The sequence below is a fragment of the Gammaproteobacteria bacterium genome, assembly GCA_016200485.1.
In the GTDB taxonomy this organism is placed as follows: Bacteria; Pseudomonadota; Gammaproteobacteria; order Tenderiales; family Tenderiaceae; genus JACQEP01.
Genome location: JACQEP010000010.1, coordinates 215,031 through 240,608 on the forward strand (window position 1 = coordinate 215,031; position 25,578 = coordinate 240,608).

Below are 25,578 nucleotides of genomic sequence, written 5' to 3' on the forward strand. Positions count from 1 at the left end.
TAGTGGAGACTTGCGCATGAAAAGGAGAACAAAGGGATTTACCTTGATTGAACTTATGATCGCGGTGGCAATCGTCGCCATACTGGCGGCGATTGCCTACCCTTCCTATGTCAGTCAAGTTCAGCAAGCGCGGCGTGCGGATGCTCAGGGGGCTTTGGTAAGCTTAAGTAATGCGATGGAACGCTACTTTGCTGCCAATAATACCTATGTTGGTGCTGCACTCGGGGCTGGGGGGATTTTTTCAAGCACGGTCCCGATTGACGGTGGCACCCCCACCTACAATCTTTCCATTACCGCCGTCACTGCCAACACCTACACCCTGCAGGCGGCTCCCGTAGGGGCACAGGCCGGAAACGGCAACGTAAGATTGACAAGCACGGGTATCAAAACCTGGGATGCCAATAACAATGGCAGCTATGATCACAGCTGGTAGCCAACTCCAGTCATAAATTGTGTCATTGGGTGCCTCAGGGCGCCCTTTCTTTTACCACTTGTCGTGTTAAATCTGCCGCTCGTCTCCAGCAAGCCCTCAGCCCTTTTCGAACACTAGGCTAGCAGTTAAGCTTGCCAACGTAATTGCATCTGCGACCCTGATGACGACAAAAGAAACCCAGGGCGCAATATTGGGGAATTCAAGTGAACGGAACTCACTTCGCTTTAAAACAGCGTGGTCTTACTATATTGGAAATTCTGATCGCCCTCGTCATTCTGGCTGTCGGGCTGCTGGGCGTGGCCGGATTACAAGCCTCGGCCCTGCGCAACAACCATAGTGCCTATCTCAAGAGCCAGGCGACGACGATGGTGATGGACATGGCTGACCGCATTCGCGCCAATCCTCGCGGCGCGACCCTGTATGCGGGCTATGACAGCGCTAACGCCAAGCCAGAGGATCCTGGTTGTCTGAACAAGGGTTGTAGCAGCAGTCAATTGTCGCAATACGATCTCTATGAGTGGCACCAACAACTCACTAACCTCAAACAACCATTATTGCCTGGTGGGCGCGGCATTATCACCCTGAATGGGGATACTTATTCAGTCGTCATCCTCTGGCAAGAGGCTTGGGATAGCAGCACTCATGCTCAGTGCATTGCCGATCAGGCCGCCGACTACGCCTGTTTCAGCACGAATTTCCGCTTATGAGAATTCAACTTCACCTCCAGCCATGTAGGGTGCGCCATGCGCACGCGGCATCAGTTAATCCAACTTCTGGTGCGCACGGCGCACCCTACCGAATCGGTAATCTGGCGTTACGGCAGCGCGGCTTGAGCTTGGTGGAGATGATGATCGCCATTACATTGGGGATGATTTTGATCGCAGGCGTCATCCAGATTTTTAGCTCATCGAAACAAACCTACCGCGTTCAGGAGGCCATGGGGCGCCTTCAGGAGAATGCCCGCTTTGCATTGGATGTGCTCGGACATGACTTAAGAATGGCGGGGAATCTGGGTTGTAACAGTAGCGTCACCCCCCAAAATCACGTCGCTGATCTGCCCGATTTTGGTTCCGGTATTGCAGGTTATGAGTCGAACATGTTACCGGCGCCGATATACGCCGACAAAACGTTAAAAACAGGCGAGGTCATCAAGAATACCGACGCTGTCTTGGTTAACTCCACTGAAGACAACTTCGCCGTCATTAACGCAGCAGGAACCTCAATTTCTATAAACAAAAACGATAGCAAAATATTTGAGAACGGCGACATAGTCATTATCAGCGATTGCCATAATGCTGAAATTGTTAGACTTAACGCTGTCAACACCAGCACTGGGCAGATCACCATCGCCAGTGCTTTGAGCAACACCTATCGGAGCGATGCTCAAATCGGCCATCTTCACTCCGCGATCTATTACCTTGCCACTGATACCAACACTGGCCTTCGCAATCTCTACCGTCGCCGCTTACAGGAAAAAGGGGGGACTCCTAGCGTTGTGCCTGAGCCTCTAATAGAAGGCATCGAAGACATGCAAATCCTTTACGGCGAAGACGTCAATGGCGATGGTAATACCCTCCGCTATGTCGCCGCCAATCATGCCGATATGAAAAAAGTGGTGAGCCTGCGTCTTCATCTATTGTTCACCTCGCTGGAGAAGAATCTCGCGCCAGGCCCACAAAGCTATTGGTTCAATGGTGCAATGGTTACCCAGCCCGCCAACACCACAGACCGGCGTCTGTTCCGCGCCTTTACCACGACCGTTAAACTCCGCAATAAGGCTATCCAGTCATGAAGCAACAACACGGCTCGGCATTAATCATCAGTCTGTTAATCCTGTTGGTGATGACCATGATAGGCATCAGCGCCATGAGCACCGCCACCATGGAAGAAAAAATGTCCGCCAATGATCGCAATCAGAAAGTTGCCTTTCTTGCGGCAGAGGCGGGGCTGACTGAAGCCGAAGCATCGATCGCCCAAAATAATACCTATCAAAACTTGCAAAAAATGAGCGCCGGGGAACACTCGAGCATCTATAAAATGGGGGCGCTCAGCACCAGTAGCCTATTTGATCCCAACAAGTGGCAAGCGGGTGCTGGCTGCACTGTCACCAAAGTCATGGGCAACAATGGTAACCAGCCTGCTTGCTACAAGGTTGAGATTCTGGAACAAACAACCCCTGGAGAAATCTGCGGTTACGGAGATTGCTCGCCGAAACCTCAATTGGTCCGTATCACCACGCGCGGCACCGACAGCACGGGCATTGCCACAGCCCTGGTGCAAACCCACTTTGAATATGAATTAGCGCAATAACGAGATATCCCTGATGCCGATCACTCAGTCATTTAGCAGGTTGTTGAAAAATGCTTTTAGTTCCTTCTCTCTGAGGGAGAAGGCTACGAGTGCATGGATGCACGAGGCAGGGCAACACAAAGAGCAGTTGCCGAGAATGGAATTTAAAAATCAAACGGTTATGAGTCATTTAACCCCTCACCCCAACCCTCTCCCTCGGGGAGAGGGAGTTTTTCAACCACCTGTTAGAAATCGTATCCAGGCTTTGCTGGCCGGATTTTTCCTGGCAATCGCCACTGGCACCCCCATTACTCATGCTGCACCTGGCGCACTGGAACAAAGCCCGCTTTTCACGGGCAATGCCGTACCTCCCAATATCTTCTTTCTGAATGATGATTCGGGAAGTATGGCGTGGGAAACCCTCACGCCCGACCTCAAGAATCAAGGCCGGTTTGCCAGCGCCCAGCCGAAGGGTGGCACGCAATTTATCGACCAAGTCATACACCGCTCTGGTTGTCAGTTTAGCTATGGATCCATTTTCGAAGACAGCGGCATCATCACTTGCGAAGTTGCGGCTGAGGAAGAATGGCGCATTCGCACCTATAGCTTTAACACTCTTTACTACAATCCTGATCGGATCTACGAGCCTTGGCAGGGAAATGACAAGAGTGGAAAAGCATATGAGAACATGAACATTGATAGCGCCCTGATTGATCCCTACAATCCTGGCAAGGGTAACATTAATCTTTTAACTCAGTCTGCAGAGAAGGACCGTAGCTACTACAGTAGCGATGCCTGGAAAAAATGGTGTGGCACAAAAGGATACTCCTTAAGTGATTGCAAGGGCTGGCGCTACTATAAATGGAATGACAAAAACAAAAATGGCCTTTACGAAAATGGTGAGGAAGAGGTGCAATGGGTACAAAACCTAACAACAGAACAACAAACCAACTTCGCCAACTGGTTCAGCTACCACCGCAGTCGTAACCATGAGGCAAAATACGCTCTAAGCAAGGCCATTAACGAAGCCAGCAATGCCCGGCTTGGCTACGGCGCTCTAAATAGCACTCAACGCATCCGCATTGGTGACAGCTCCGACGCCAATCGCTCCGCTGTACTCAAAAAATTGTTTGAGACTGGCGCCGCCAATACTACCCCCTTACGTCAACAGCTAAAACAGATCGGCGAGTACTATAAAACTGGGAATTTCTTTGGCAACAATGGTGATTCACCCATATTAAACCGTGAAGATGGAGGTACTTGTCAGCTCAACGCCACCATCCTCATGACCGATGGTTTTTACAATGATAAATCACCAGATGTTGGCAACATCGATGGCGATAACGGCAATCCCTACGCAGACGCATACAGCAATACTCTTGCCGATGTGGCGATGTATTATTACGAAAATGATTTATCCGGCCTGCCAAACAAGGTTCCCACGACGCCTAATGATCCCGCCGATCATCAACACATGAACACTTATGGCGTTGCCTTTGGTCTGATTGGTGAACACGATCCGGAAACGACAAATATTCGTACCCCGGGTTTTGCCTGGCCCGATCCATCTATAACCGATACCGCAAAAATCGATGACCTCTGGCACGCCACTGTGAATAGCCGGGGCCTATTTTTCAGCGCCCAAAAACCGGATGCCCTGGTGAACACCTTGACCTCAGCGGTACGCAACATCACCGGCCGCGTCAACAGTGCCAGCCGGGTGGCCATCACATCGTCCAACTTTACAGCGGGCAGCAACCTGTTTTTCACTCAATTTACCCCCGGCACTTGGTCTGGTGATCTGATTGCAATGAACCGAGATGCAACAGGTGCGCTCAACACATCATGGAAGGCCAGCGAACAGCTTGAAACAACCGCGCCCAGTGACCGACAAATCCTCAGTTACGATGGCCGCAAAGGGATTTCATTCAAATGGGACTCACTCAGCACGGCTCAACAGCAATACCTTGGCAACAACCTGACCGTGAATTATTTACGCGGTGATCGCAGCAATGAAGGTAAAGATCTGCGCGTGCGTGATGGCGTATTGGGTGACATCATCAACTCCGGGCCAATCTTCGTCGGCGCACCAGGATTGATGTATCCCAATATTGATCCCTTCGGCGATGCCAAGCACCGCTACAGCGACTTCTGGAACACCAATAAAAATCGCACGCCAATCGTCTATGTCGGCGTTAATGACGGCATGCTCCACAGCTTTAATGCCAGTACTGGCAAGGAACTTCTCGCCTATGTGCCACTCAGCATCACGGCTAATTTGCGTAGCCTGAGCGACCCGAATTACGCACATCATTATTTTGTTGATCAAACACCTGCAGTCAGCGATGCCTTCTTTAGTGCAACGACTGGCGGTACTGCTGACTGGCATACCGTGCTTGTGGGTGCCCTCGGTGCGGGTGGTCGTGGTATTTATGCCCTTGATGTTACGAATCCCAATACCTTTAGTGAAGCCAATGCTTCCAATATCGTACTTTGGGAGTTCACGGCGGCGAATGACAATAATGGCAAAACCAGTGATTTAGGCTTTACCCTCGCCCGCCCCGTCATCGCTCTCACCAACGCCAAACGCGGCGGCAATGGACCCAATCGCTGGGCCGCAATCGTCGGCAATGGTTACAATTCCGACAGTGGCATCGCCAAGCTTTTGGTTCTGTTCCTCGATGCCGATCTCAGTGATGGTTGGAACTATGGTAGCGATTACGTCGAAATCACTACCGCGAGCGGCGGTACTGACGATAAAAACGGTTTATCCTCCCCATCAGCTGTCGATAGCGATGGTGATGGCATTATGGATCGCGTTTACGCCGGCGACTTACGCGGCAATCTTTGGGCATTTGATCTCAGCAGTACCGACACAAGCAACTGGAAAATCACCTATGGTAATACAGCTGAGCCCAAACCTCTGTTTGTTGCGCTCAATCGCGCCGGAAAACGCCAGCCGATTACGGCAAAACCGGCTGTTGCACGCCTTGCGTCCATCCCCAACACCAGCAATAACACGCCCAATTTGATGATTTATTTTGGCACCGGGCAATACCTCAGCCGTAACGATATTGGCAATCATCAAACTCAAACGTTCTATGGTGTAAGAGATAGTGGACATGGCAATCTTTCACGCAGTGCGTTACAGGCACAGACCGTGGAAACTGGCAGCGTCAACACTGACAACGGCAACGTTAATGCCCGCATCACAAAAGATATTCACATCGCTTACGATGATCCAAAAGCACCCAGTTCCGGCTGGTACATAGACCTTGATTCCGCCTCTGCCAGCACGGGTGAACGCGTCGTCACCAATGCCCTCGTGCGTAATGACATCGTTTACTTCACCACATTTACGCCGAGTGCCGATAAATGCGATCAAGGCGGAGCAAGCTGGTTTATGTTCGTCCGTGCCGATAACGGCGCGCCGCCACCGTCTGAACTTGTTGACATCACCCGCAACAAAATCCTGGATCAGAATGATCGCCTAAAAGACATTCCGGCTTCGGGTGTACAACTTTTAAACGACGGCTCACAGGCTGGACTGGGGGGCGTTACTTTAGGTAATGAGGAAGCAATCATCAACAAAGATACGATACTCAAGCTCAACCCGAAAGTCGCCAAAACAGGGCGCCGTCTTTCATGGCGTGAAATAAGAAGGAATTAAGCGAGATATGCACAGAAGACGCATCGGCTTTACTTTGATTGAACTGATGATCGCCGTGGCCATCATTGGAATTTTGGCCGCGATCACTTACCCAGCCTACCAGGACCAGATACGCAAATCGCGGCGATCCGATGGCATTGCACTGCTGACCAATGGTATTGCGCTACAAGAGCGTTACTTTACCGACCACAACACCTATACAGTAATGTTGGCTGACCTAGGTTACACGGCCAACGCCCCGTCAGAGCATAACTTTTATCAAATGTCTGCCGTTGCCTGCGGCGCCGGCATCAAGGAATGTGTTCAACTTACCGCTGTCCCACAAGGTGCCCAGGCCACGGATGGCAACCTTGTTATTAACTCTACCGGCACCAAGACCCGTAATGGCAAGCCGGGATGGGATTAAGGAAACACTGCTTAATTCAATCAAACAATGGGCGCAATGCGCGATTTTTTTATAACAGGGCGCAGCGGAGATCAATTGTAGGGGCGGGTTTAAAACCCGCCCCTTGCATGCATACCCCCTCATCCTAGCCTTCTCCCTGAGGGAGAAGGGACTAAACACCTATTTCAACAAGCTGTTAAGGAAGTTCTGGTTAATTCACTAAAGCGGAGTCTGGTGCGATGTAATTCACGCCGGGGCGATTCATGAATCGCCCCTACAACCACTTAAGGAACCTCTGATTAATTCGATCAAGCAGATGGATGCAAGGCGCAAATGGGCGAAAAAGCGGACGAGCACATGGATGTGCGAGGTAGGGCCATGCATGGCCGCTTCGGGCTCCTGCCCTCTCGCGGCATTCATACATCCATGTATTTCAGTGCGGTTGCCGAGTTTACACATAGTAAATGAGCATTTTGAGCCCATTTGCAACGCCGCAGACGCTGCTTCAGCGAATTAAGCAGAGGTTTTCTGCAAATCTTTCGGCAGGGAGAAGGTAATATTTTCTTCACGTCCCGTCACTTGCTCAACGTGCGCCGCGCCCCATTCCTTCAGCCGCTCGATCACCGCCTGCACCAAAACTTCTGGTGCTGATGCGCCAGCCGTCACACCAACAGAGCGAACGTCTTGCAACCATTCGCGCTGAATTTGGCTCGCGTCGTCAATCAAATGCGCCTTGGCACCCGACTTCTCTGCCAATTCCCGCAACCGATTGGAATTTGAGCTGTTAGGCGAACCCACGACCAGGATCATTTCAGAACGGCTTGCCAGATCTTTCACCGCATCCTGACGATTCTGAGTGGCATAACAAATATCATCTTTGCGTGGCCCAACAATCTTTGGAAACCGCTCGCGCAGCGCATCAATAATTGCACGCGCATCGTCCACTGACAGTGTTGTTTGTGTGACAAAGGCCAGGTGATCAGAATTCTTTACCGATAACGCAGCAACGTCCGACACATCCTCAACCAGATAAGCCCCACCCTTCCCCACTTCAGGCGCGTACTGACCTAACGTACCCTCCACTTCGGGATGCCCCTCATGACCTATCAAAATCACTTCACGGCCTTCTTTGGCGTAGCGCATCACTTCCAGATGCACTTTAGTTACCAAGGGACAGGTCGCATCGAATATTTTTAAACCACGTTGTTCGGCCTCATGCCAAACCGCCTTGGAAACCCCGTGCGCGCTGAAAATGACCGTCGCATCATCCGGCACTTCACTCAGTTCATCAACAAATACCGCACCACGCTGACGTAGACCATCGACCACAAATTTGTTATGCACCACTTCATGACGAACGTAGATCGGCGCGCCGAACACTTCCAGCGCTCGCTCAACGATACTGATCGCCCGATCGACGCCGGCGCAAAAACCTCGGGGATTGGCTAATAAAACGTCCATAGATATCTCACATATATGTAGGTTGGGTTAGGCGAAGCCGTAACCCAACATCATCGCCGTAGGCGATACCACGCAAAAAATCATTCACTGCGCTTCGCGCTTTCATCGTCGGCATTTTTTCTTCTCAACCCATCGATCAGCAACAACACCACGCCCACCGTAATCGCCGAGTCAGCGATATTAAATGCCGGCCAATGCCACTGCTCATAATAGACATCAATAAAATCGACGACGTGACCGATGACAATGCGATCCCAAACATTTCCCAAAGCGCCACCCAATACCAAGGTCAAACCCACAACAACCCAGCGTTCAGCGACTGTCAGGCGTTTGATCCACAGCACGATAAATACCGACACCGCAAGCGCCAACGTCACAAAAAACCAGCGCTGCCAACCACCCGCGTCTGCCAGAAAACTAAACGCTGCCCCAGTATTATAGGCCAACATGAAATTCAACCCAGGAAGCAACTCCACAGGTGAATAGGGTGGCAACATAGATACCACGATATTTTTAGTGATCTGGTCAAGCGCGATCACTGCCACCGACAACCATAACCAACGCAACATACTAGAACCCATCTCAAAATTGATTATATCGGCACGATAATACCAGGGGCACTCATTTTCATCCCCTCTCCCGCCAGGCGGGAGAGGGAGTAATGCATACAGCCATGTTTTTTATCTCTTTACAACGTTGAGATAGGCTCTAGTGGTCATCAAGCAAAACGCCGCTGTTCACCGTTACCAGCGACATTCTCGACACAACGACCACACAACTCAGGATGTTCGGCATTGGTTCCCACATCGTCGCGATGATGCCAGCAGCGCACACACTTGCCATGTTCAGAGGGAGACACTTGCACCCATATTTCATCATTATTGCTCAGCGTGTAATGCGTGGTCTCTTCTGGAACAACCGTGGTGTTATGAACACGGGCATAGGAAGTGATCAACACAAACCGCAATTCATCACCTAACTTTATCAAGCGATCATGCAACTCGCGGCCACAGAACAGATCGACTTCGGCATCGAGTGAACCACCAATTCCGCCAGCAACACGTAAACGTTCCAACTCTTTCTTGACTGCTTCGCGGACTTCCAGCACCTCTGTCCAGAATTCAGCACCAAAGGCCTCTTCGTTCACGACAGGGAATTCATGCCAGGTCGCTAAAAAAACGGATTCGGCACGTTTACCCGGAATATTGCTCCAGATCTCTTCGGCGGTGAAACTGAGAATTGGTGCCAACCAGCGCACCATGGCCTCGGCAATGTGATACATCGCTGTTTGGCAGGAACGGCGCGCGATGCTTTCGGTTTGCGTGGTGTATTGCCGATCTTTAACGATATCGAGATAAAAACCGCCTAGATCGACAGCGCAAAAATTATGCACATCCTGATAAATCCGGTGGAACTCATACTTGTCGTAAGCGGCTTTCACTTCCATCTGCAACAGACGCGCCCGTTGCAGCGCCCAACGATCCAGCGCCAGCATCTGATCGACCGGCACACTGTGTAGCGCCGGATCAAAGCCATTCAAATTTGAAAGCAGGAAGCGCGCCGTATTACGCATCCGGCGATATGCATCCGCCGTGCGTTTCAAAATCTCATCCGACACACTCATCTCGGCACGATAATCCGTCGCCGCGACCCACAAGCGCAGAATATCGGCGCCCAGTGAATTCGCGACTTGCTGCGGCGCGACGATATTGCCCTTGGACTTGGACATCTTTTCGCCTTTGGCATCGACAGTAAAGCCATGCGTCAACACCGCTTTGTATGGTGCTTTACCGCGCATTGCTACCGCTGTCAGCAATGACGACTGAAACCAACCACGATGCTGATCCGATCCTTCCAGATACAAATCCGCAGGCAGTTGTAATTCTGGACGTCGCTCCAGCACGGCAGCGTGGGTCACACCGGAATCAAACCAAACATCCAGCGTATCGCTCACCTTGTCATACTGCGCCGCATCGGTACCTAACAAGTCAGCGGTGTTAAGATCAAACCAGGCATCAATACCACCTTGCTCGATACGTTTGGCAACAGTCTCAACTAATTCTTCAGTCCGCGGATGCAAGTGCCCGGTTTCCTTGTGCACAAACAAGGCAATCGGTACACCCCAGGTGCGCTGGCGCGAAACACACCAGTCCGGACGTTTGGCAACCATGCCTTCAATACGCGCCTGCCCCCAGTCGGGCAACCACTTTGAATCCTTGATCGCCTGCATCGCCTGATCGCGCAGGCCATTCTGCTCCATGCTGATAAACCACTGCGGCGTGGCGCGGAAAATTATCGGCGTTTTGTGGCGCCAGCAATGCGGATAACTGTGACGCAAGGCAGCTGCACGCACCAGCTTGCCTTTGCTCTTTAACACTTCAATCACTGAATCATTGGCCTTGAACACATGTTCACCGGCAAACAATTCGGTATTCGGTAGAAACTTGCCGTCACCACCCACCGGATTATCCACTTTCAAGCTGTAACGTGTACCGACCACATAGTCATCCTGACCATGGCCCGGCGCGGTATGCACCGCACCGGTACCGGCGTCGGTTGTCACGTGATCGCCAAGAATGATGGGGACTTCGCGGTTATAAAACGGATGCGCCAGCTCCAAACCTTCCAGCGCGCTGCCCTTGCTGTAAGCCACGATGCGGTAATCGTTGAATTCATAACGTGCCATCGCGTCTTTCAGCAGTGCTTCGGCGATCACCAAACGTTCGACACCATGTTCACCTTCGCATTGAACCACGGCGTAATCCAGATCCGGATTCAAACACACTGCTTGATTAGCAGGCAGGGTCCAGGGCGTGGTGGTCCAAATCACGACTGAAATCGGCCCCTTGCCTTCGTGTGCTTCAACGTGATGGCAACGCTGCATGAAGGCCACATCATCCAGCACCGTGAAGCGCACGTCGATGGCAGGCGATGTTTTGTCTTCGTATTCAACTTCCGCTTCCGCCAATGCCGAACCGCAATCGACACACCAATGCACTGGCTTACTGCCTTTGTGCAAATGGCCGTTTTTCACAATGCGGCCCAAGCTGCGAACAATATCCGCTTCGAATTTATAATCCATGGTGAGATAAGGATTATCCCAATCACCGATCACGCCCAGGCGTTTGAAGTCTTCGCGCTGCTGACTCACTTGTTCCTGAGCATAACTGCGACAGGCCTGACGAAAAGTTTTGGCATCAACCTTGTAGCCTGCCTTGCCGACTTTCTTTTCGACCTGCAATTCGATGGGCAGGCCATGACAATCCCAACCCGGCACATAGGGCGCATCGAGGCCGCTCATCGCTTTGGATTTGACGATAATATCCTTCAACACCTTGTTCACGGCATGACCGATGTGAATCTGGCCGTTGGCATAGGGCGGGCCGTCATGCAGGATGAATTTATCGCGACGGTCGCCCGCTGCACGCAACTTGCCGTAGAGATCCATCGCCTGCCATTGTTTTACCATTTCCGGTTCGCGATTCGGCAAACTTGCCTTCATCGGAAATTCGGTATTGGGCAAGTTCAAGGTATGTTTGTAATCCGCCATCGTGTGCTCTTCAAATTAAAAAATTCAATCATCATGGTGCGCACGGCGCACCCTACATTAATTTACAATCCCTTCTCCCAGAGGGAGAAGGTTAGGGTGAGGGGATAAAACAAATTTACCCCCTCACCCCCGGCAACTGCTCCATGCGTTGCCCTACCTCGTGCATCCATGCACTCGCCGCCCTCTCCCTGAGGGAGAGGGGGTCGAAATTTTTTCATTTAATTTGTAATTGCCGATCATTACCAGGCGTTGAATCCATCGCAAAATACGCCCGCGCAGTTTCCGCATCCCGCACAATCTGCGCCTTAAGTGCTTCCAGCGATTCAAACCGCTTTTCATCACGTAGCTTCTTCAAAAACGCGACTTCGACATAGCGACCGTATAAATCACCGCTGAAATTTAACAAATGCACTTCCAACAAACTTCGCGTGCCATCTACCGTCGGCCGGATACCAACATTGGCGACGCCCGGTTGCGGCTCACCTTCTACACCAAACATCTCCACTGCAAACACGCCCTGCACCGGTGTTACTTTGCGGTGCAAATAAAGATTAGCGGTAGGAAAACCTATCGTCCGACCGCGCTGATCACCACGCGCCACGCGACCCGTCATGCGATAACTGCGCCCCAGCAATTTTTCCGCCGTCGCCATATCACCCGCCACTAGCGCCTGACGAATACGCGTGCTGCTCACCCGCTCACCGTCAATATTAAAACTGTGCATGTTCACGACTTGAAAGCCGTGCCGCTCACCTGCCGCCTGCAACGAGGCAAAGTCGCCCTGGCGTTGATGACCAAAACGAAAATCATCGCCAACCGCAACATAACGCGCATCCAAGCCCTGCACCAACACACGTTCGATAAAATCAGCAGCCGGCATTTGCGCCAACTGTTCATTAAACGGCAACACCAACACCCGATCCACCGAATAACGCCGTAAGGCCTGCAATTTCTCGCGTAGCCGCATCAAGCGCGGCGGCGTATTGGCACCCAAAAAATATTCCTGTGGCTGTGGTTCAAACATCACCACCAGCGTCGGCACATTCAACTTGCCCCCAGCCTCCGCCAATTGCCCCAGCACCGCCTGATGCCCCAGATGCACACCATCGAAATTGCCGATGCTCAGCACGCAGCCGCGATGGCGTGGCCGCAAACCATGCAGACCGCGAATTAATTCCATCGCTTTAGTCCTGAAAAATAGGCTGGAAAGTATAACATTTACGCCCGCTTCCGCCTCCCCAGCAAGCCCGATAGATTCACGCCCAGCAAATGCAGCGTCACCCCATACACCAGCAATGCCGCACCCACCCATAACCCAAGGTTCTGGCCCCTCTGTGCTGCATTCCAGGTCGCCCATTGTTCCAGCCCGGGCACCCCAAACAGCAACAGCGCCGCCATCGCCCCGTTGGCCAATAACATCTGCCCCCAGAGCCGTTTCCAACCGGCCTGCGGTTGATAAATATCCTCACGCCGCAAGGCACGGTACAACTGCCAGACATTGACATAGCCCGCCAACGCCGTCGCCAGCGCCAATCCCGCATGCGGCGCTGGCAAATGCAGCAGAATCATGGGCACGACCACCAGCAGGTTAAAACCCATGTTCACCGCAATCGAGATCATGGCAAAGCGCACTGGCGTGCGCGTGTCCTGACGGGCATAAAAACCAGGCGCCAACACCTTCACCAGCATGAACGACAGCAAACCAAAGGAATAGGTAATCAGGCTGTAATTCGACATTTCCAGGTCATGCCGGGTAAATTCGCCGTAATAAAACAGCGTTGCCAGCAAGGGGCCAGACAACACCATCAACCCGACCGTCGCTGGGATACCAATCAGCATCACCCAGCGCATCCCCCAATCCAGGGTTTGCGAAAATTCTGCCGCAGAACGCTCGGCCACATTGCGCGACAGGCTCGGCAGGATCACCGTCCCCAACGCCACGCCGATCACGCCCAACGGCAATTCCACCAACCGATCCGAGTAATACAACCACGACACGCTGCCGCTGATCATGAACGAAGCGATGATGGTGTTGAGCAACAAATTGATCTGCGACACGGATGAGCCAAAAATCGACGGCAACATGAGACTAATCACCCGCCGCACGCCGGAATCGCGCCAGCCCCAACGCGGCCAACGCAATAGGCCAATCTTGCGCAACGCCGGAAATTGCAGCACCAGCTGTAAAATACCGCCGAAAAACACGCTCCAGGCCACGGCCATGATTGGCTCATCCAGCAGCGGCGCCAGCCACAGGGTGCCACTGATCATGGAGATGTTCAGAAACGTCGGCATCAACGCCGGGATGGTAAACCGGCCATAACTATTGAGCACCGCCCCCGCCAGTGCCGAGAGCGAGACCAATAAAATATAGGGGAACGTCACCCGTAACAGCGCGCTGGCGAGATCGAACTTGCCGCCCTCATCAATAAATCCCGGGGCAAAGGCCATGATCAACACTGGCGCCGCCGCCACGCCAACGATCATAATTAGCGTCAGCACCCCAAACAGGGTGCCGGCCACACGCTCGACCAGGTGCTGGACCTCGGTCTCACCGCGCTGGGTGCGGTATTCCGATAACACCGGGATGAAGGCCTGGGACAACGCCCCCTCGGCCGTGATCCGCCGCAACAGATTGGGGATTTTAAAGGCGACGAAGAAGGCGTCGGCCTCGGCACTGGCACCGAACATCCGGGCCATGGCCACGTCACGGATATAGCCCAGCACCCGCGACAACATGGTTAGCATGCCCACCTTGGCAGTGGATTTGGCCAGCGATTTACTCATAATCCCTTGAATTTACCTCATTCCCTGCCAAAGCGCCGCAAAAACAAGGGATTGTAGCGGGTACTCAAACTAAATACACGCCGCACAATCTATCCCGTTACCCCGCTCCTCGAACATAGGTACCTACACAAGTCACGACTCGGCATTATGCCCACCACCCACCCCTTCGGGGCACCCCTCGGAGGGGAGAATCTGCCCCTCTCCTTGGATAAGGGTGAGGAGGGAAAAGGAAAAGGTCCAGTGGACCTTTTCCCCTCCGAACGGGTGCGAAAATTCGCACCCTGGGCGGGATGTGGACGCGAAACGGACGCGAGTGCATGGATGCACGAGGTACGAGCCCATGGATGGGCGAGGTAGACTGCGCCGGGAGCTGGCAGTCGAGGGCAACGCATGGCCGCTTCGGGCATCCATGCCCTCTCGCGGCATTTGTACATCCATGTACTTCAGAGCAGTTGCCGAGGATGGTTGAAGACGGTGACAGAATACATGCTCATCGTGACTTGTGTAGATACCTATGCTCCCCCAGGCAGGAAGAGGCAAAAACTCTTTACCAACACGCCATTGGACGTTGACAAAAGGGCTCAAATCGGGGATATTACCGGCCCTTCGACCCTCGAATGGTCACGATAGACAGAATTTTGTAAGGAGCTTTACCTTGGCTAATACCGCACAAGCAAAGAAACGCGCCCGTCAGGCCGAAAAACACCGTGAGCTGAACTCCAGCCAGCGTTCGACGCTGCGCACCGCTATTAAAAAGGCTGTGGGCGCCATCAAGGCCGGCAACAAGACCGAAGCCACTGCTGCCTACCAGGCCGCCGTCCCGGTCATCGACTCTATGGCACGTAAGGGCCTGATCCACATGAACAAGGCTGCCCGCCACAAGAGCCGCCTGAACCAGCACCTCAAGGCGCTGTAATTCAGAGAAAAGGTAAAAGATCAAAGTAAAAAGCCGACTGAGTGTCGGCTTTTTCGCTTCTGTGAAAGGCGCCACACGCCTCTTACCTTTCCCCTTTTATCTTTTATCTGATCTTTTACATCAACACCAAGTTATCGCGGTGGATCAGCTCCAGCTCGTCCACGTAACCGAGGATTGACTCAATCCGCTCACTCGCCTGCCCCATGATCTTGCGGGTCTCATCGGCGCTGTAATTCACCAGACCGCGGGCGATCTCCTTGCCAGCCGCATTCTGACAAACCACCAGTTCGCCCCGGCCAAATTCACCATCGACCGCCCTCACCCCCACTGCCAGCAGACTGCGGCCGGACTCGCACAGCACCTTCACTGCGCCATCATCCAGGGTCAAACGACCCGTGAGCTTCATATGCCCCGCCATCCAGCGCTTACGGGCGGCCAAGGGCTGACGACCAGGCAACAGCAGGGTACCGATCTCCTCGCCTGCAGCGATCTTCTGCAGCACGCCAGACTCGCGGCCAGGGGCAATCAAGGTCGCCGTCCCGGACCGGGCCGCGCGCTCTGCTGCCTTGACCTTGGTCACCATCCCACCCCGGCCCAGCGAACCCACCCCACCACCGGAGGCCATTCGAATCAGATCAGGATCACCCGCCTGCCGTTCACGAATAAACACCGCATTCGGATTTTGGCGCGGATCGCTCTCATACATACCGGCCTGATCGGTCAGCAGCACCAGCAATTCGGCCTCGACCAGATTCCCCACCAGCGCCGCCAGTGTATCGTTGTCGCCAAAGCGAATCTCGTCCACCGCCACGGTATCGTTTTCATTGATCACCGGCACCACACCCAGATCAAGCAGGGTGCGCAAGGTACTCCGGGCGTTGAGATAACGACGGCGATCCGCCAGATCCTCATGGGTCAGCAACACCTGCGCGGTGTGTATGGCAAAGCGTTGAAAATAAGACTCGTAGGCCTGCACCAAGCCCATCTGTCCGACGGCAGCCGCGGCCTGTAACTGGTGCAATTCACGAGGACGCGTCTTCCAGCCAAGACGCTTCATGCCTTCAGCGACGGCACCGGAAGACACCAGCACCACCTGCGCACCGGACTGGCGTAGCGCCGCGATCTGTTCGACCCAGGCAGCAATGATTTCGTGATTTAAACCGCGGCCATCATTCGTGACCAGAGAACTGCCGACCTTCACCACCCAGCGGCGCGATTTACCCAAGCGTTGGCGATTGTCAGTCATGAATCAATCTCAAAATGTTTAAAAACCAGTTAAATCGCGCCAGCAAAACCAGCGACTTTGACCGAGCACCCCAAAACCACGAGCCATTCGACAACGGTCAGTGACACAAAACTATTATCCCCTCCTCCTTAAAGGAGGAGGGGATAAAAATCAAAGTTCGTTAGCCTCGCTCAAACTTCTTCGTTATGTGGCAACTCCGCCAGATCACGCGGATGCTGATCCAAATATTCCATAATCGCATAAATCAATGGCCGTGTACCTTCACCGCTGATCGCCGCCACCTCGAATACCGGTCCTTGCCACTGCAAGCGTTCGACGATATCACGACACCGCGCCTTGCGCTCTTCTTCCGGCAACAAATCCGTCTTGTTCAAAACCAGCCAGCGATCACGCTGCGCCAGCTCATCACTAAACTGCGCCAGCTCAGCCTCGATTTTACGCACATGCTCAACCGGATCTGCACTATCACCATAGGGCGCGATATCTACCAGATGTAGCAACAAGCGGGTGCGCAACAAATGTTTAAGGAATTGAATGCCCAGACCTGCACCACCAGCAGCGCCTTCAATCAAACCCGGCACATCGGCAACCACAAAACTGCGCTCCAGGTCTACCTTCACCACCCCAAGATTAGGATAGAGCGTGGTGAATGGATAATCGGCAACCTTCGGTCGCGCAGCGGAAATCGCACGGATCAATGTCGATTTACCGGCATTGGGCATGCCAAGCAAACCGACATCAGCCAGCAATTTGAGCTCCAGCTTCAAGCGCCGCACTTCACCCGGCGTCCCAGGGATCGCCCGGCGCGGCGCGCGATTGGTGCTGCTCTTGAAATGGGTGTTACCCAACCCATGGCGGCCACCCTGCGCCACTTTTAGCTGCTGCCCGGGCCTCACCAGATCGCCGATCAATTCTTCGGTATCCTGATCCAGCACCAAGGTACCGACCGGGACCCTGATGATTTTGTCCTCGCCACTCTTGCCGGTGCAACCACTGCCACCACCATTTTCACCGCGCTCAGCGCGATAATCGCGCACGTGCCGGAAATCGACCAGGGTATTGAGATTTTCTTCGGCCACCAGAATCACGCTGCCGCCGTCACCGCCGTCACCGCCATCCGGGCCGCCAAAGGGAATATATTTCTCGCGCCGGAAACTGACGCAGCCATTGCCGCCGTCACCGGCTTGCACGCGAACATAAGCTTCATCAACAAATTTCATGGCACGAGCTGTAGCTTATTAAAAAAGTTATTAAAAAAGCATAAACCGCCAAGGGCGCTAAGGACGCCAAGAAAAACAAAATCACTGATCGCCTGCTGATACATTTTTCTTTGCGCCCTTAGCGGCCTTCGCGGTTACAAATCCAGAAAACCCAACCACAAACAAAAAGCCCCGTCGTGGACGGGGCTCGGATATTACTTTTGTGACATCTAAATCAAGCCGGAACCACGCTCACAAATTTGCGACGCGCCGGGCCTTTGACTTCGAACACGACTGTGCCATCTGATTTGGCGAACAAGGTGTGGTCATTACCACAACCCACATTCACCCCGGGGTGGAAACGGGTGCCGCGTTGACGCACCAGAATGTTACCGGCCAACACGAACTGGCCACCAAAACGCTTCACGCCTAAGCGTTTCGCTTCTGAGTCGCGACCGTTGCGGCTACTACCGCCTGCCTTTTTATGTGCCATGGCTTTCTACTCCTAAACTAATCTGCGATTAACCAGCGATGCCGGTAATCTGCAATTCGGTGTAATCCTGACGGTGACCCGTCTGCTTTTGATGATGCTTACGGCGACGGAACTTGACGATCTTGATCTTCTCGCCACGACCGTGAGCCTTAACGGTAGCAGTCACTTTGCCGCCAGCCACAAAGGGCGCGCCAATCTTGACCTTATCTCCGTCAGCAACCATCAAAACCTTATCCAGCTCAACGCTGGCACCGGCTTCAGCCGGCAATTTTTCAACACGCACCACATCGCCTTCAGCGACGCGATACTGCTTTCCACCCGTAACAATGACAGCGTACATGCCGTACTCTCCAAAAACCGTTGTTGCTCTAGCGCCATATTCGGCTAGGCGTGATATGGTACCCAAACCAAAGAACGCGCAATTTTAGCCGTCTTCGGGCCCCGCGTCAAACCCAAAACATTCCCTTGCTGTCTTGTAAGCCATGGGCATTCACTTCTAAAATGGGCAAATGCTTAATTATTATAACTCGACCGACCTGACCCACCCAGCGACGACTGGGGGCCCACCTGACCTCGAGGACATCCTCAGTCTGACGCAGACCGACATGGCGGCGGTCAACCTGCTGATCCAACGCCGCCTGCATTCAGAGGTCGCACTGATCAATCAGGTAAGCCATTATATTATTAACAGTGGCGGCAAACGGTTGCGTCCGTTACTGACCCTGCTCAGCGCCCGCGCCTTTGGTTATTATGGTCAGCAACATATTGATATTGCTGCAATTATTGAATTCATCCACACCGCCACGCTACTCCATGACGACGTAGTGGACGGCTCGGAGATGCGGCGTGGGCAGGATACCGCCAACAACGTCTGGGGCAATCAGGCCAGCGTCCTGGTGGGGGATTTTCTCTACTCCCGCTCCTTTGAAATGATGGTGGAACTGCAGAACATGCGGATCATGGAAATCCTGGCCCACGCCACCAATACTATCGCCGAGGGCGAGGTTCTGCTGCTGCTGAATTGTCACGATGCAGACACCACCGAGGCCCGCTATATGGAAGTCATCCACTCCAAGACCGCCAAATTATTTGAAGCCGCCGCCCAACTCGGCGCCGTGGTTAGCCACCAGCCCCCCGCCGTAGAGCGGGCCATGGCCGCCTATGGCATGCACCTGGGCACCGCCTTCCAGCTGATCGACGATGTTCTGGACTACAGCGCCTCGCCCCAGGAAATGGGCAAAAACATCGGCGACGACCTGGCCGAAGGCAAACCGACACTACCCTTGATTCATGTCATGAAAGTGGGCACCTCCGCTCAACAAACCGCAGTTCGTCATGCCATCGAAGAAGGCGGGCGCGAGCATATTGGTGCAGTAATCCGCGCAATTGAATCGACTGGGGCGATCGCGTACACTGCGCACCTGGCACAGGAGGAGGCCGACAAGGCCATGGCCGCAATCGCCGACCTCCCTCCCGGACCGTATAAAAAGGCATTATTTACACTCGCCGAATTTTCCGTCAACCGCCATTACTAAACTCGGGGTGTGGCTCAGCCTGGTAGAGCGCTGCTTTCGGGAGGCAGAAGTCGCAGGTTCAAATCCTGTCACCCCGACCATTTCACCAACCTGGATGGGATAGCCCGTGACTAGACTTATCATTCTGCTGGCACTCGTGATCGTCGCGATTTACTTCGTGCGCCGTACCTTTTTAGTCAAGCCTCCCGCCAGCGACAAACGCGATGTACCCGGCAAAACGGCGGACATGATCCGCTGCGAACTTTGCGGCCTGCACGTCCCCCGCGCCGAGGCCGTAGTACGCAATAATCACAATTATTGTTGCGAGGATCACGCCAACCGCGCCAATCATTGAACTCCCGCGCCAAACTACCGATATATAACACGTAGGGGCGGGTTTCAAACCCGCCCCTACGATTGATTACCCCACACCCCAAACCAGCGGAGATTGGATGGCCGCAAACCCGGTCGAGATCGATAACGCCGACACCCAGGCTGAGCACGAGACCTCTCACGCCGGCTGGCGGGCCTTGCGTTTACTGAACCTGTATCGCCTGATCCTGGCCGGTCTGTTCGTCATTCTCGCGTATACCAATACCGATCTTCCAGCCGTTGGCCAATTCTTCCCTGAGCTTTTTGCCACCACGGCGGTGATTTATCTCATCGCCGCCATCGGCATCACCTTTGCCATCGCCTGGCGGCGGCCAGATTTCACCACCCAAGTCTATGGCCAGGTGCTATTCGATATTGCCGTCATCACCGTCGTCATGCACGCCAGCGGCGGGATTAAGAGCGGCTTGGGCATGTTACTGATTGTCACCGTCGCGGCTGGCAGTGTGTTACTGGCAGGACAAGCCGCGATTCGCTTTGCGGCCACAGCGGCGATTTTCACACTTGGCGAACATATCTATTTCCAGCTCACCAATCCGCTGCAAAGCACCGATTACACCCACGCCGGGCTGCTTGGTGCGGCCTTCTTCGCCACGGCCCTGCTCGGTCATGCCCTCGCCAAACGTATCCGTGAAAGTGAGGCCCTGGCAGCACAGCGCGGCGTCGATCTTGCCAACATGGAACAACTGGCGCAATACGTGATTCAACGCATGCAAACCGGCGTTCTAGTGATGGATGAAAACGAACGTCTGTGGCTGGTCAATGAATCGGCGCGACACTTGCTTGGCCTGCCAACAGAATCACAACGTCTGCCGCTGACCCAATTTTGCCCGCCGCTGGCGGAACAATATCATCGTTGGAACAACGATGAAGATTTCACCCCGGCGCGCTTTCGCCCGGCGCAGAGCGTCACCGAAGTGCTGCCACGCTTTGCCAAACTGGGCGATGAAGGTGGCACGCTGATTTTTCTCGAAGATACCGCCACCTTGTCGCAACAGGCACAGCAACTCAAACTCGCATCACTCGGCCGGCTGGCGGGCAGCATTGCCCATGAGATTCGCAATCCACTCGGCGCCATCAGCCACGCCGGACAATTGCTGGCCGAATCCTCGCACCTTGATAGCGGCGAGTTGCGCCTGACGGAAATCATTCGCAGCAATTCGCAACGCATGAATCACATCATCGAAAATGTGTTGCAAATTGGCCGCCGCCGTCAGGCAAAACCCGAGGACATCATGCTCGAACCCTGGCTGCAGGATTTTATTGATGAATTCAGCCGTAGCCAGCAAATTGATACGGCATGGATTACTATTTCCGTTATACCATCTTCATTAAGCGTGCACTTTGATCCCAGCCAACTGCATCAGATTCTCTGGAATCTTTGCCACAATGCCGTGCGTCACAGCCGCAATCACAGCAGTCATCCGCAGGTTGAGATTCGTGTCGGCATGCAACATGACGCCCCCATCCCCTATCTCAATGTCATCGACAATGGGCCGGGCATTGATCCTGAAACAGCGGAACACATCTTCGAGCCTTTTTTCACCACTGAGACCAAAGGCACAGGGCTAGGCTTATACATTGCACGCGAATTGAGCGAGTGCAATCAGGCGCATTTGGCGTATTTGCCCGCCACCAGTGGTGGCAGCTGTTTTCGCCTGATCTTTGCCGACCCCCGACGGCGGAGGGTCGCGTAAGTGAGTGATCGTTACCTCGTCCTGTTAATTGACGATGAGCCCGACATCCTGGAGCTACTCACGCTCACGCTGGCGCGCATGGAGATTGACGCCGATACTGCCGCCGATATACAGCAGGCCCGTCAACGATTATCCGAAAAAAAATATGATCTCTGCCTCACCGATATGCGCCTGCCAGACGGCAATGGCATCGAATTGGTTGAACACATACAACAACACTATCCAGAATTACCCGTGGCGATGATCACCGCGCATGGCAACATGGATGCCGCCGTTGCCGCACTCAAAGCCGGCGCCTTTGATTTTGTGTCCAAACCCGTCGATCTGGCCATACTGCGCAAATTGGTCAACGCCGCACTCAAACTTTCACCGCGCGATAAAAAATCCGAGAGCACGCCACGCGAAATCCTGCTCGGCGACTCCGAGGCCATCAAAACCATCCGCAGCAAGATACTCAAACTCGCGCGCAGCCAGGCACCAGTGTATATCAGCGGCGAATCCGGCAGTGGCAAAGAATTGGTCGCACGATTAATTCACGACAAAGGCCCACGCGCCGACAAAGCCTTCGTCCCCGTCAATTGCGGCGCGATCCCCGAACAATTAATGGAAAGCGAATTCTTCGGTCACAAGAAAGGATCGTTCACCGGCGCCAATACCGACAAGCCCGGCCTGTTTCAAGCGGCCGATGGCGGAACCTTGTTTTTAGATGAAGTCGCCGACCTGCCGCTGCATATGCAAGTCAAACTCTTGCGCGCGATCCAGGAAAAGGCCGTGCGTCCCGTCGGCGCCGCACAAGAAATACCCGTCGATGTGCGTATCCTCAGCGCCACCCACAAAGACCTCGCCAAGCTGGTGGCACAAAACCAGTTCCGGCAAGATCTGTATTACCGCATCAATGTCATCGAACTGCACGTACCCAGCCTGCGCGAACGGCGCGAAGATATTCCGCTGCTGGCGGAACACCTGCTCACCAAAATCGCCGCCACCATGGGCACAGACAAACCCAAGCTTTCGACCGATGCCGAAACCGCGCTTCACCATCATGCCTTCCCCGGTAACGTCCGCGAGCTGGAAAACATCCTCGAACGCGCCGCCACGCTGTGTGAGCACAATGTGATCCAGGCTGCCGATCTGCACCTGCCAGCAATCTCTGCCGAAACCAGCACCCAACCCGCCACACTGGATATTGACCAACAACTTGCCGACCAGGAAAAAAACAGCATCATGCGTGCCCTGGAACAAACCCGGTTTAACAAAACGGCTGCTGCCAAGTTGCTGGGGATTACTTTTCGGCAGTTGCGGTATCGGTTGAAAAAATTGGGGTTGGAGTAGTAGGGGCACGGCGCGCCGTGCCCCTACAGACACACCTGCAAATTGGGGCGATTCATGAATCGCCCCGGACCCCAACCATTTTTCATGGCACGGGCGTGGGAATGGAAGATTTGATGCAACGCTCAATCACACCATTTAATAAATTGCCGAAAAACGATCCCTGAGGGAATCGGGAAATACAGTGCCCTGGCAGACGCTTCTTCCATGGACAGACTAAATAAAAAGCCCGGTTAATCTGGGCCTTTTATTTAGCAAAGTTGCCTCATCTTAATGCCGATGTTCATCTACCCATTCCTTGAGTGCCTCATCCATGCGCCGCTGCCACCCGGGGCCAGTGGCTCGGAAATATTTAATCACTTCGGACGATAACCGCACATTGACAGGTACCTTACGCGGTGTTTTCTGTGCGCCACGCTGTCCAGGGAGGCGCTTGGGCAGCACTGTCAACAATTCCGGTGGTAACACTTCAGCAGCGGGTTTGGCCTTGGCAAACCATTCAGCGTCTAGTTCCGGGGTTTCATCATTAATCAGTTCAGGATTGGGTTTCTTGGGCTTTTTCATAGCGGTTTACCTCTGCATTGGCCTTGCGCAGGCTGATAACCCGGATGCCTCCGGGGGTCAAAGTGAAAATCAAGACATGAAGCCGTTCTTCATCAATGAAGCCGATGGCTTGGAACCGGGATTCTGGATAGGGGTTGCGGGTATCTTGCACAACAAGAGCACTATCCCACTCAAAATCCTCCGCTAAGTCGAAGGGCAACCCGCGCTCACGGGTGTTCTTTTCAGATTTGGCGGGGTCGAAGTCGATTTTCATAATTTAATTGTATATACAAATAAATGGATAATGTCAAGCTTTTTGTAGATACAGATACTACGCATCGCCCCAGATTGATACGCGACACTCAGACCAGCGTTGACCGGCCTGGGCGGCCAGATTGCTGAATTTTTTTGACTCGTTCATGGGGCATACTCGCTTGGCCCAGTAAAGTGTTGCTTTAGCACCACTTATGTGCCACAGCGATCACAGGCCACGGCACCAGCGGTGTGGCCGTCTTGCAATCAGGTACGCTCCTTCAACCTGGAAACAAGAGAACGTGCCGGCACTGTGCGCTATGTTGAAACACTGGATGCAGCCATCGCCGAAGAAATTACTAGCCGCGTTATTCAGAGTCATTGACCCCAGCACCTAATCGCCAGCAAACGTCACTTTACGTCACAAACTGACCATTTTTGTCACCTTGGCATGTTAGAACCCGTCCAAAAACGCCCATTTTTAAGCCCTTAACCAGCCAAAACCACCCGAACTGTGATCGATGTCATATTATTAAGCCTTCCTGACACACTTGGCACAGCCCGTGCAACATCCACTACAAGACGAAGGACTCGACTGCTAACTAAAGTCTTAGTCGCAAGGACCGATATGAGTTAGCGTATTCAACCCGTGATTTACATAGATTTGTCTAACAACTGAACTGAGGAGAAACATCATGAAGAAGCAACAAGGTTTTACCCTGATTGAATTGATGATTGTGGTCGCGATCATTGGTATTTTGGCGGCTGTGGCGATTCCTGCATACCAGACCTATACCAAGAAGGCCAAGTTCTCGGAAGTGGTGATGGCGGTCACCCCCTATAAGACTGCTTTTGAAGTTGCTGCGCAACAAGGCAATTTCGATGTAAGTACCATTACAGGTGCTGATACCGGCTCAAATGGTATTCCTGCGGCTGCTGGTGCAAGTGGTGTCGTCACCTCCGTAGCCATGGTGGATGGTGTCATCACTGCTACCGGAACGCCAGCCGTAGACAGCGTCACCTTCACACTAACGCCTAACGGAATTGTGCCGCCGATTCAATGGACCAAAGGCGGTACCTGCGTAGCTGCGGGTCTTTGCTAACATCCTACAGGCCAATGGCCGAACAAAAGGGCATCTTCGGATGCCCTTTTTTATTATTAATATTCTACTGGTCAGTTCAATATTGAATCTGTCGAATTAATTTGGGATCACTGATTAATCCAGTTTTTCTGCCGCATCTCGACCCGTATCTTCTGTATGGCCTGCACATGACTGACATGCCGTACGCATCTGCGCAGTATAGAAGCCTGTCTGCGCGCCCATCAGACGAAACTCTATCATTCCGGGCATCTGCGGCCATTCCATGACTAGGCCAATCGCCTGATTAAAGTAATGGCCTTCTGCTGTCGAAATTAACTATGT

General features: G+C 53.3%; 24 protein-coding genes and 1 tRNA gene. 14 read left to right on the forward strand and 11 right to left on the reverse strand.

The window, feature by feature from the left end:
• Positions 1-16: 16 nt before the first annotated feature.
• The 6 genes from HY272_06305 to HY272_06330 all read left to right on the forward strand — a co-directional run bounded on the left by HY272_06305 (position 17) and on the right by HY272_06330 (position 6,798).
• Positions 17-433 carry a prepilin-type N-terminal cleavage/methylation domain-containing protein gene (locus tag HY272_06305; protein MBI3772293.1) on the forward strand — a complete coding sequence of 139 codons (417 nt, stop codon included), beginning with the start codon at positions 17-19 and terminating at the stop codon, positions 431-433.
• 203 nt (positions 434-636) lie between these two features.
• Positions 637-1,140 (forward strand): type IV pilus modification protein PilV, encoded by a 504-nt coding sequence (pilV, locus tag HY272_06310; protein ID MBI3772294.1) that lies wholly within the window; start codon positions 637-639, stop codon positions 1,138-1,140.
• Entirely contained in the window at positions 1,137-2,225 is a 1,089-nt protein-coding gene (locus HY272_06315) for a PilW family protein (GenBank protein MBI3772295.1), read from the forward strand. The genes pilV and HY272_06315 overlap by 4 nt, the downstream gene beginning before the upstream one ends.
• Positions 2,222-2,743: a hypothetical protein gene (locus HY272_06320; protein MBI3772296.1), complete on the forward strand. Its 522-nt coding sequence runs from the start codon at positions 2,222-2,224 to the stop codon at positions 2,741-2,743. The genes HY272_06315 and HY272_06320 overlap by 4 nt, the downstream gene beginning before the upstream one ends.
• A 244-nt stretch (positions 2,744-2,987) precedes the next feature.
• On the forward strand, positions 2,988-6,392 hold the full coding sequence (locus HY272_06325; GenBank protein ID MBI3772297.1) for a hypothetical protein: 3,405 nt from the start codon (positions 2,988-2,990) through the stop codon (positions 6,390-6,392).
• Positions 6,393-6,399: 7 nt separating this feature from the next.
• Entirely contained in the window at positions 6,400-6,798 is a 399-nt protein-coding gene (locus HY272_06330) for a type IV pilin protein (GenBank protein MBI3772298.1), read from the forward strand.
• A 492-nt stretch (positions 6,799-7,290) separates the two neighbouring features.
• Here the strand turns inward: HY272_06330 and ispH are convergent, their stop codons facing one another.
• From ispH to murJ, 5 genes are all read right to left on the reverse strand, one after another.
• Positions 7,291-8,238, reverse strand: a complete 948-nt coding sequence (gene ispH, locus HY272_06335) for a 4-hydroxy-3-methylbut-2-enyl diphosphate reductase (GenBank protein ID MBI3772299.1) — start codon at positions 8,236-8,238, stop codon at positions 7,291-7,293.
• Positions 8,239-8,318: 80 nt separating this feature from the next.
• A complete protein-coding gene (locus HY272_06340) occupies positions 8,319-8,807 on the reverse strand; it encodes a lipoprotein signal peptidase (protein ID MBI3772300.1) in 489 nt (162 codons plus the stop codon).
• A gap of 149 nt (positions 8,808-8,956) precedes the next feature.
• The gene (ileS, locus tag HY272_06345; GenBank protein MBI3772301.1) at positions 8,957-11,788 is read right to left on the reverse strand and encodes an isoleucine--tRNA ligase; all 2,832 of its coding nucleotides are present in this window, start codon (positions 11,786-11,788) and stop codon (positions 8,957-8,959) included.
• 214 nt (positions 11,789-12,002) lie between these two features.
• Entirely contained in the window at positions 12,003-12,968 is a 966-nt protein-coding gene (ribF, locus tag HY272_06350; GenBank protein MBI3772302.1) for a bifunctional riboflavin kinase/FAD synthetase, read from the reverse strand.
• A gap of 38 nt (positions 12,969-13,006) precedes the next feature.
• On the reverse strand, positions 13,007-14,575 hold the full coding sequence (murJ, locus tag HY272_06355; protein MBI3772303.1) for a murein biosynthesis integral membrane protein MurJ: 1,569 nt from the start codon (positions 14,573-14,575) through the stop codon (positions 13,007-13,009).
• A 655-nt stretch (positions 14,576-15,230) separates the two neighbouring features.
• Between murJ and rpsT the strand changes: the two genes are divergently transcribed.
• Positions 15,231-15,491: a 30S ribosomal protein S20 gene (gene rpsT / locus HY272_06360; GenBank protein MBI3772304.1), complete on the forward strand. Its 261-nt coding sequence runs from the start codon at positions 15,231-15,233 to the stop codon at positions 15,489-15,491.
• Positions 15,492-15,606: 115 nt separating this feature from the next.
• Here the strand turns inward: rpsT and HY272_06365 are convergent, their stop codons facing one another.
• The 4 genes from HY272_06365 to rplU all read right to left on the reverse strand — a co-directional run bounded on the left by HY272_06365 (position 15,607) and on the right by rplU (position 18,769).
• Positions 15,607-16,737: a glutamate 5-kinase gene (locus HY272_06365; protein MBI3772305.1), complete on the reverse strand. Its 1,131-nt coding sequence runs from the start codon at positions 16,735-16,737 to the stop codon at positions 15,607-15,609.
• Between the two features lie 170 nt (positions 16,738-16,907).
• The gene (gene obgE / locus HY272_06370; protein MBI3772306.1) at positions 16,908-17,957 is read right to left on the reverse strand and encodes a GTPase ObgE; all 1,050 of its coding nucleotides are present in this window, start codon (positions 17,955-17,957) and stop codon (positions 16,908-16,910) included.
• A gap of 214 nt (positions 17,958-18,171) precedes the next feature.
• A complete protein-coding gene (gene rpmA, locus HY272_06375; GenBank protein ID MBI3772307.1) occupies positions 18,172-18,429 on the reverse strand; it encodes a 50S ribosomal protein L27 in 258 nt (85 codons plus the stop codon).
• Between the two features lie 28 nt (positions 18,430-18,457).
• Positions 18,458-18,769, reverse strand: a complete 312-nt coding sequence (gene rplU / locus HY272_06380; protein ID MBI3772308.1) for a 50S ribosomal protein L21 — start codon at positions 18,767-18,769, stop codon at positions 18,458-18,460.
• Between the two features lie 169 nt (positions 18,770-18,938).
• Here rplU and ispB point away from each other — a divergent pair, with 169 nt between their 5' ends.
• The 5 genes from ispB (at position 18,939) to HY272_06405 (ending at position 23,362) form a co-directional block, all read left to right on the forward strand.
• On the forward strand, positions 18,939-19,964 hold the full coding sequence (ispB, locus tag HY272_06385) for an octaprenyl diphosphate synthase (GenBank protein ID MBI3772309.1): 1,026 nt from the start codon (positions 18,939-18,941) through the stop codon (positions 19,962-19,964).
• A gap of 3 nt (positions 19,965-19,967) precedes the next feature.
• Positions 19,968-20,044: transfer RNA gene (locus tag HY272_06390), tRNA-Pro, on the forward strand.
• A gap of 26 nt (positions 20,045-20,070) precedes the next feature.
• The gene (locus HY272_06395; GenBank protein ID MBI3772310.1) at positions 20,071-20,298 is read left to right on the forward strand and encodes a hypothetical protein; all 228 of its coding nucleotides are present in this window, start codon (positions 20,071-20,073) and stop codon (positions 20,296-20,298) included.
• 97 nt (positions 20,299-20,395) lie between these two features.
• Entirely contained in the window at positions 20,396-22,030 is a 1,635-nt protein-coding gene (locus tag HY272_06400) for an ATPase (GenBank protein MBI3772311.1), read from the forward strand.
• Positions 22,031-23,362 (forward strand): sigma-54-dependent Fis family transcriptional regulator, encoded by a 1,332-nt coding sequence (locus HY272_06405; protein ID MBI3772312.1) that lies wholly within the window; start codon positions 22,031-22,033, stop codon positions 23,360-23,362.
• Between the two features lie 267 nt (positions 23,363-23,629).
• Here HY272_06405 and HY272_06410 read toward each other — a convergent pair whose 3' ends face one another.
• Both HY272_06410 and HY272_06415 read right to left on the reverse strand, forming a co-directional pair.
• Entirely contained in the window at positions 23,630-23,923 is a 294-nt protein-coding gene (locus HY272_06410) for a BrnA antitoxin family protein (protein MBI3772313.1), read from the reverse strand.
• Positions 23,895-24,176, reverse strand: coding sequence for a BrnT family toxin (locus HY272_06415; protein ID MBI3772314.1), 282 nt, complete (start codon positions 24,174-24,176; stop codon positions 23,895-23,897). Before HY272_06415 ends, HY272_06410 begins: the two co-directional genes overlap by 29 nt.
• A gap of 195 nt (positions 24,177-24,371) precedes the next feature.
• Here HY272_06415 and HY272_06420 point away from each other — a divergent pair, with 195 nt between their 5' ends.
• On the forward strand, positions 24,372-24,539 hold the full coding sequence (locus tag HY272_06420; GenBank protein MBI3772315.1) for a hypothetical protein: 168 nt from the start codon (positions 24,372-24,374) through the stop codon (positions 24,537-24,539).
• A 310-nt stretch (positions 24,540-24,849) separates the two neighbouring features.
• The gene (locus HY272_06425) at positions 24,850-25,257 is read left to right on the forward strand and encodes a prepilin-type N-terminal cleavage/methylation domain-containing protein (protein MBI3772316.1); all 408 of its coding nucleotides are present in this window, start codon (positions 24,850-24,852) and stop codon (positions 25,255-25,257) included.
• Positions 25,258-25,578 lie beyond the last annotated feature (321 nt).

Bases quoted from the DNA above. Each gene is read 5' to 3' on its own strand.
- ispH (MBI3772299.1), bottom strand. From the start codon at position 8,238: ATGGACGTTTTATTAGCCAATCCCCGAGGTTTTTGCGCCGGCGTCGAT.
- rplU (MBI3772308.1), bottom strand. From the start codon at position 18,769: ATGTACGCTGTCATTGTTACGGGTGGAAAGCAGTATCGCGTCGCTGAA.
- ileS (MBI3772301.1), bottom strand. From the start codon at position 11,788: ATGGCGGATTACAAACATACCTTGAACTTGCCCAATACCGAATTTCCG.
- HY272_06330 (MBI3772298.1), top strand. From the start codon at position 6,400: ATGCACAGAAGACGCATCGGCTTTACTTTGATTGAACTGATGATCGCC.
- HY272_06340 (MBI3772300.1), bottom strand. From the start codon at position 8,807: ATGTTGCGTTGGTTATGGTTGTCGGTGGCAGTGATCGCGCTTGACCAG.
- ribF (MBI3772302.1), bottom strand. From the start codon at position 12,968: ATGGAATTAATTCGCGGTCTGCATGGTTTGCGGCCACGCCATCGCGGC.
- murJ (MBI3772303.1), bottom strand. From the start codon at position 14,575: ATGAGTAAATCGCTGGCCAAATCCACTGCCAAGGTGGGCATGCTAACC.
- HY272_06415 (MBI3772314.1), bottom strand. From the start codon at position 24,176: ATGAAAATCGACTTCGACCCCGCCAAATCTGAAAAGAACACCCGTGAG.
- HY272_06425 (MBI3772316.1), top strand. From the start codon at position 24,850: ATGAAGAAGCAACAAGGTTTTACCCTGATTGAATTGATGATTGTGGTC.
- HY272_06305 (MBI3772293.1), top strand. From the start codon at position 17: ATGAAAAGGAGAACAAAGGGATTTACCTTGATTGAACTTATGATCGCG.
- HY272_06400 (MBI3772311.1), top strand. From the start codon at position 20,396: ATGGCCGCAAACCCGGTCGAGATCGATAACGCCGACACCCAGGCTGAG.
- HY272_06410 (MBI3772313.1), bottom strand. From the start codon at position 23,923: ATGAAAAAGCCCAAGAAACCCAATCCTGAACTGATTAATGATGAAACC.
- HY272_06365 (MBI3772305.1), bottom strand. From the start codon at position 16,737: ATGACTGACAATCGCCAACGCTTGGGTAAATCGCGCCGCTGGGTGGTG.
- rpmA (MBI3772307.1), bottom strand. From the start codon at position 18,429: ATGGCACATAAAAAGGCAGGCGGTAGTAGCCGCAACGGTCGCGACTCA.
- HY272_06320 (MBI3772296.1), top strand. From the start codon at position 2,222: ATGAAGCAACAACACGGCTCGGCATTAATCATCAGTCTGTTAATCCTG.
- ispB (MBI3772309.1), top strand. From the start codon at position 18,939: ATGCTTAATTATTATAACTCGACCGACCTGACCCACCCAGCGACGACT.
- obgE (MBI3772306.1), bottom strand. From the start codon at position 17,957: ATGAAATTTGTTGATGAAGCTTATGTTCGCGTGCAAGCCGGTGACGGC.
- HY272_06315 (MBI3772295.1), top strand. From the start codon at position 1,137: ATGAGAATTCAACTTCACCTCCAGCCATGTAGGGTGCGCCATGCGCAC.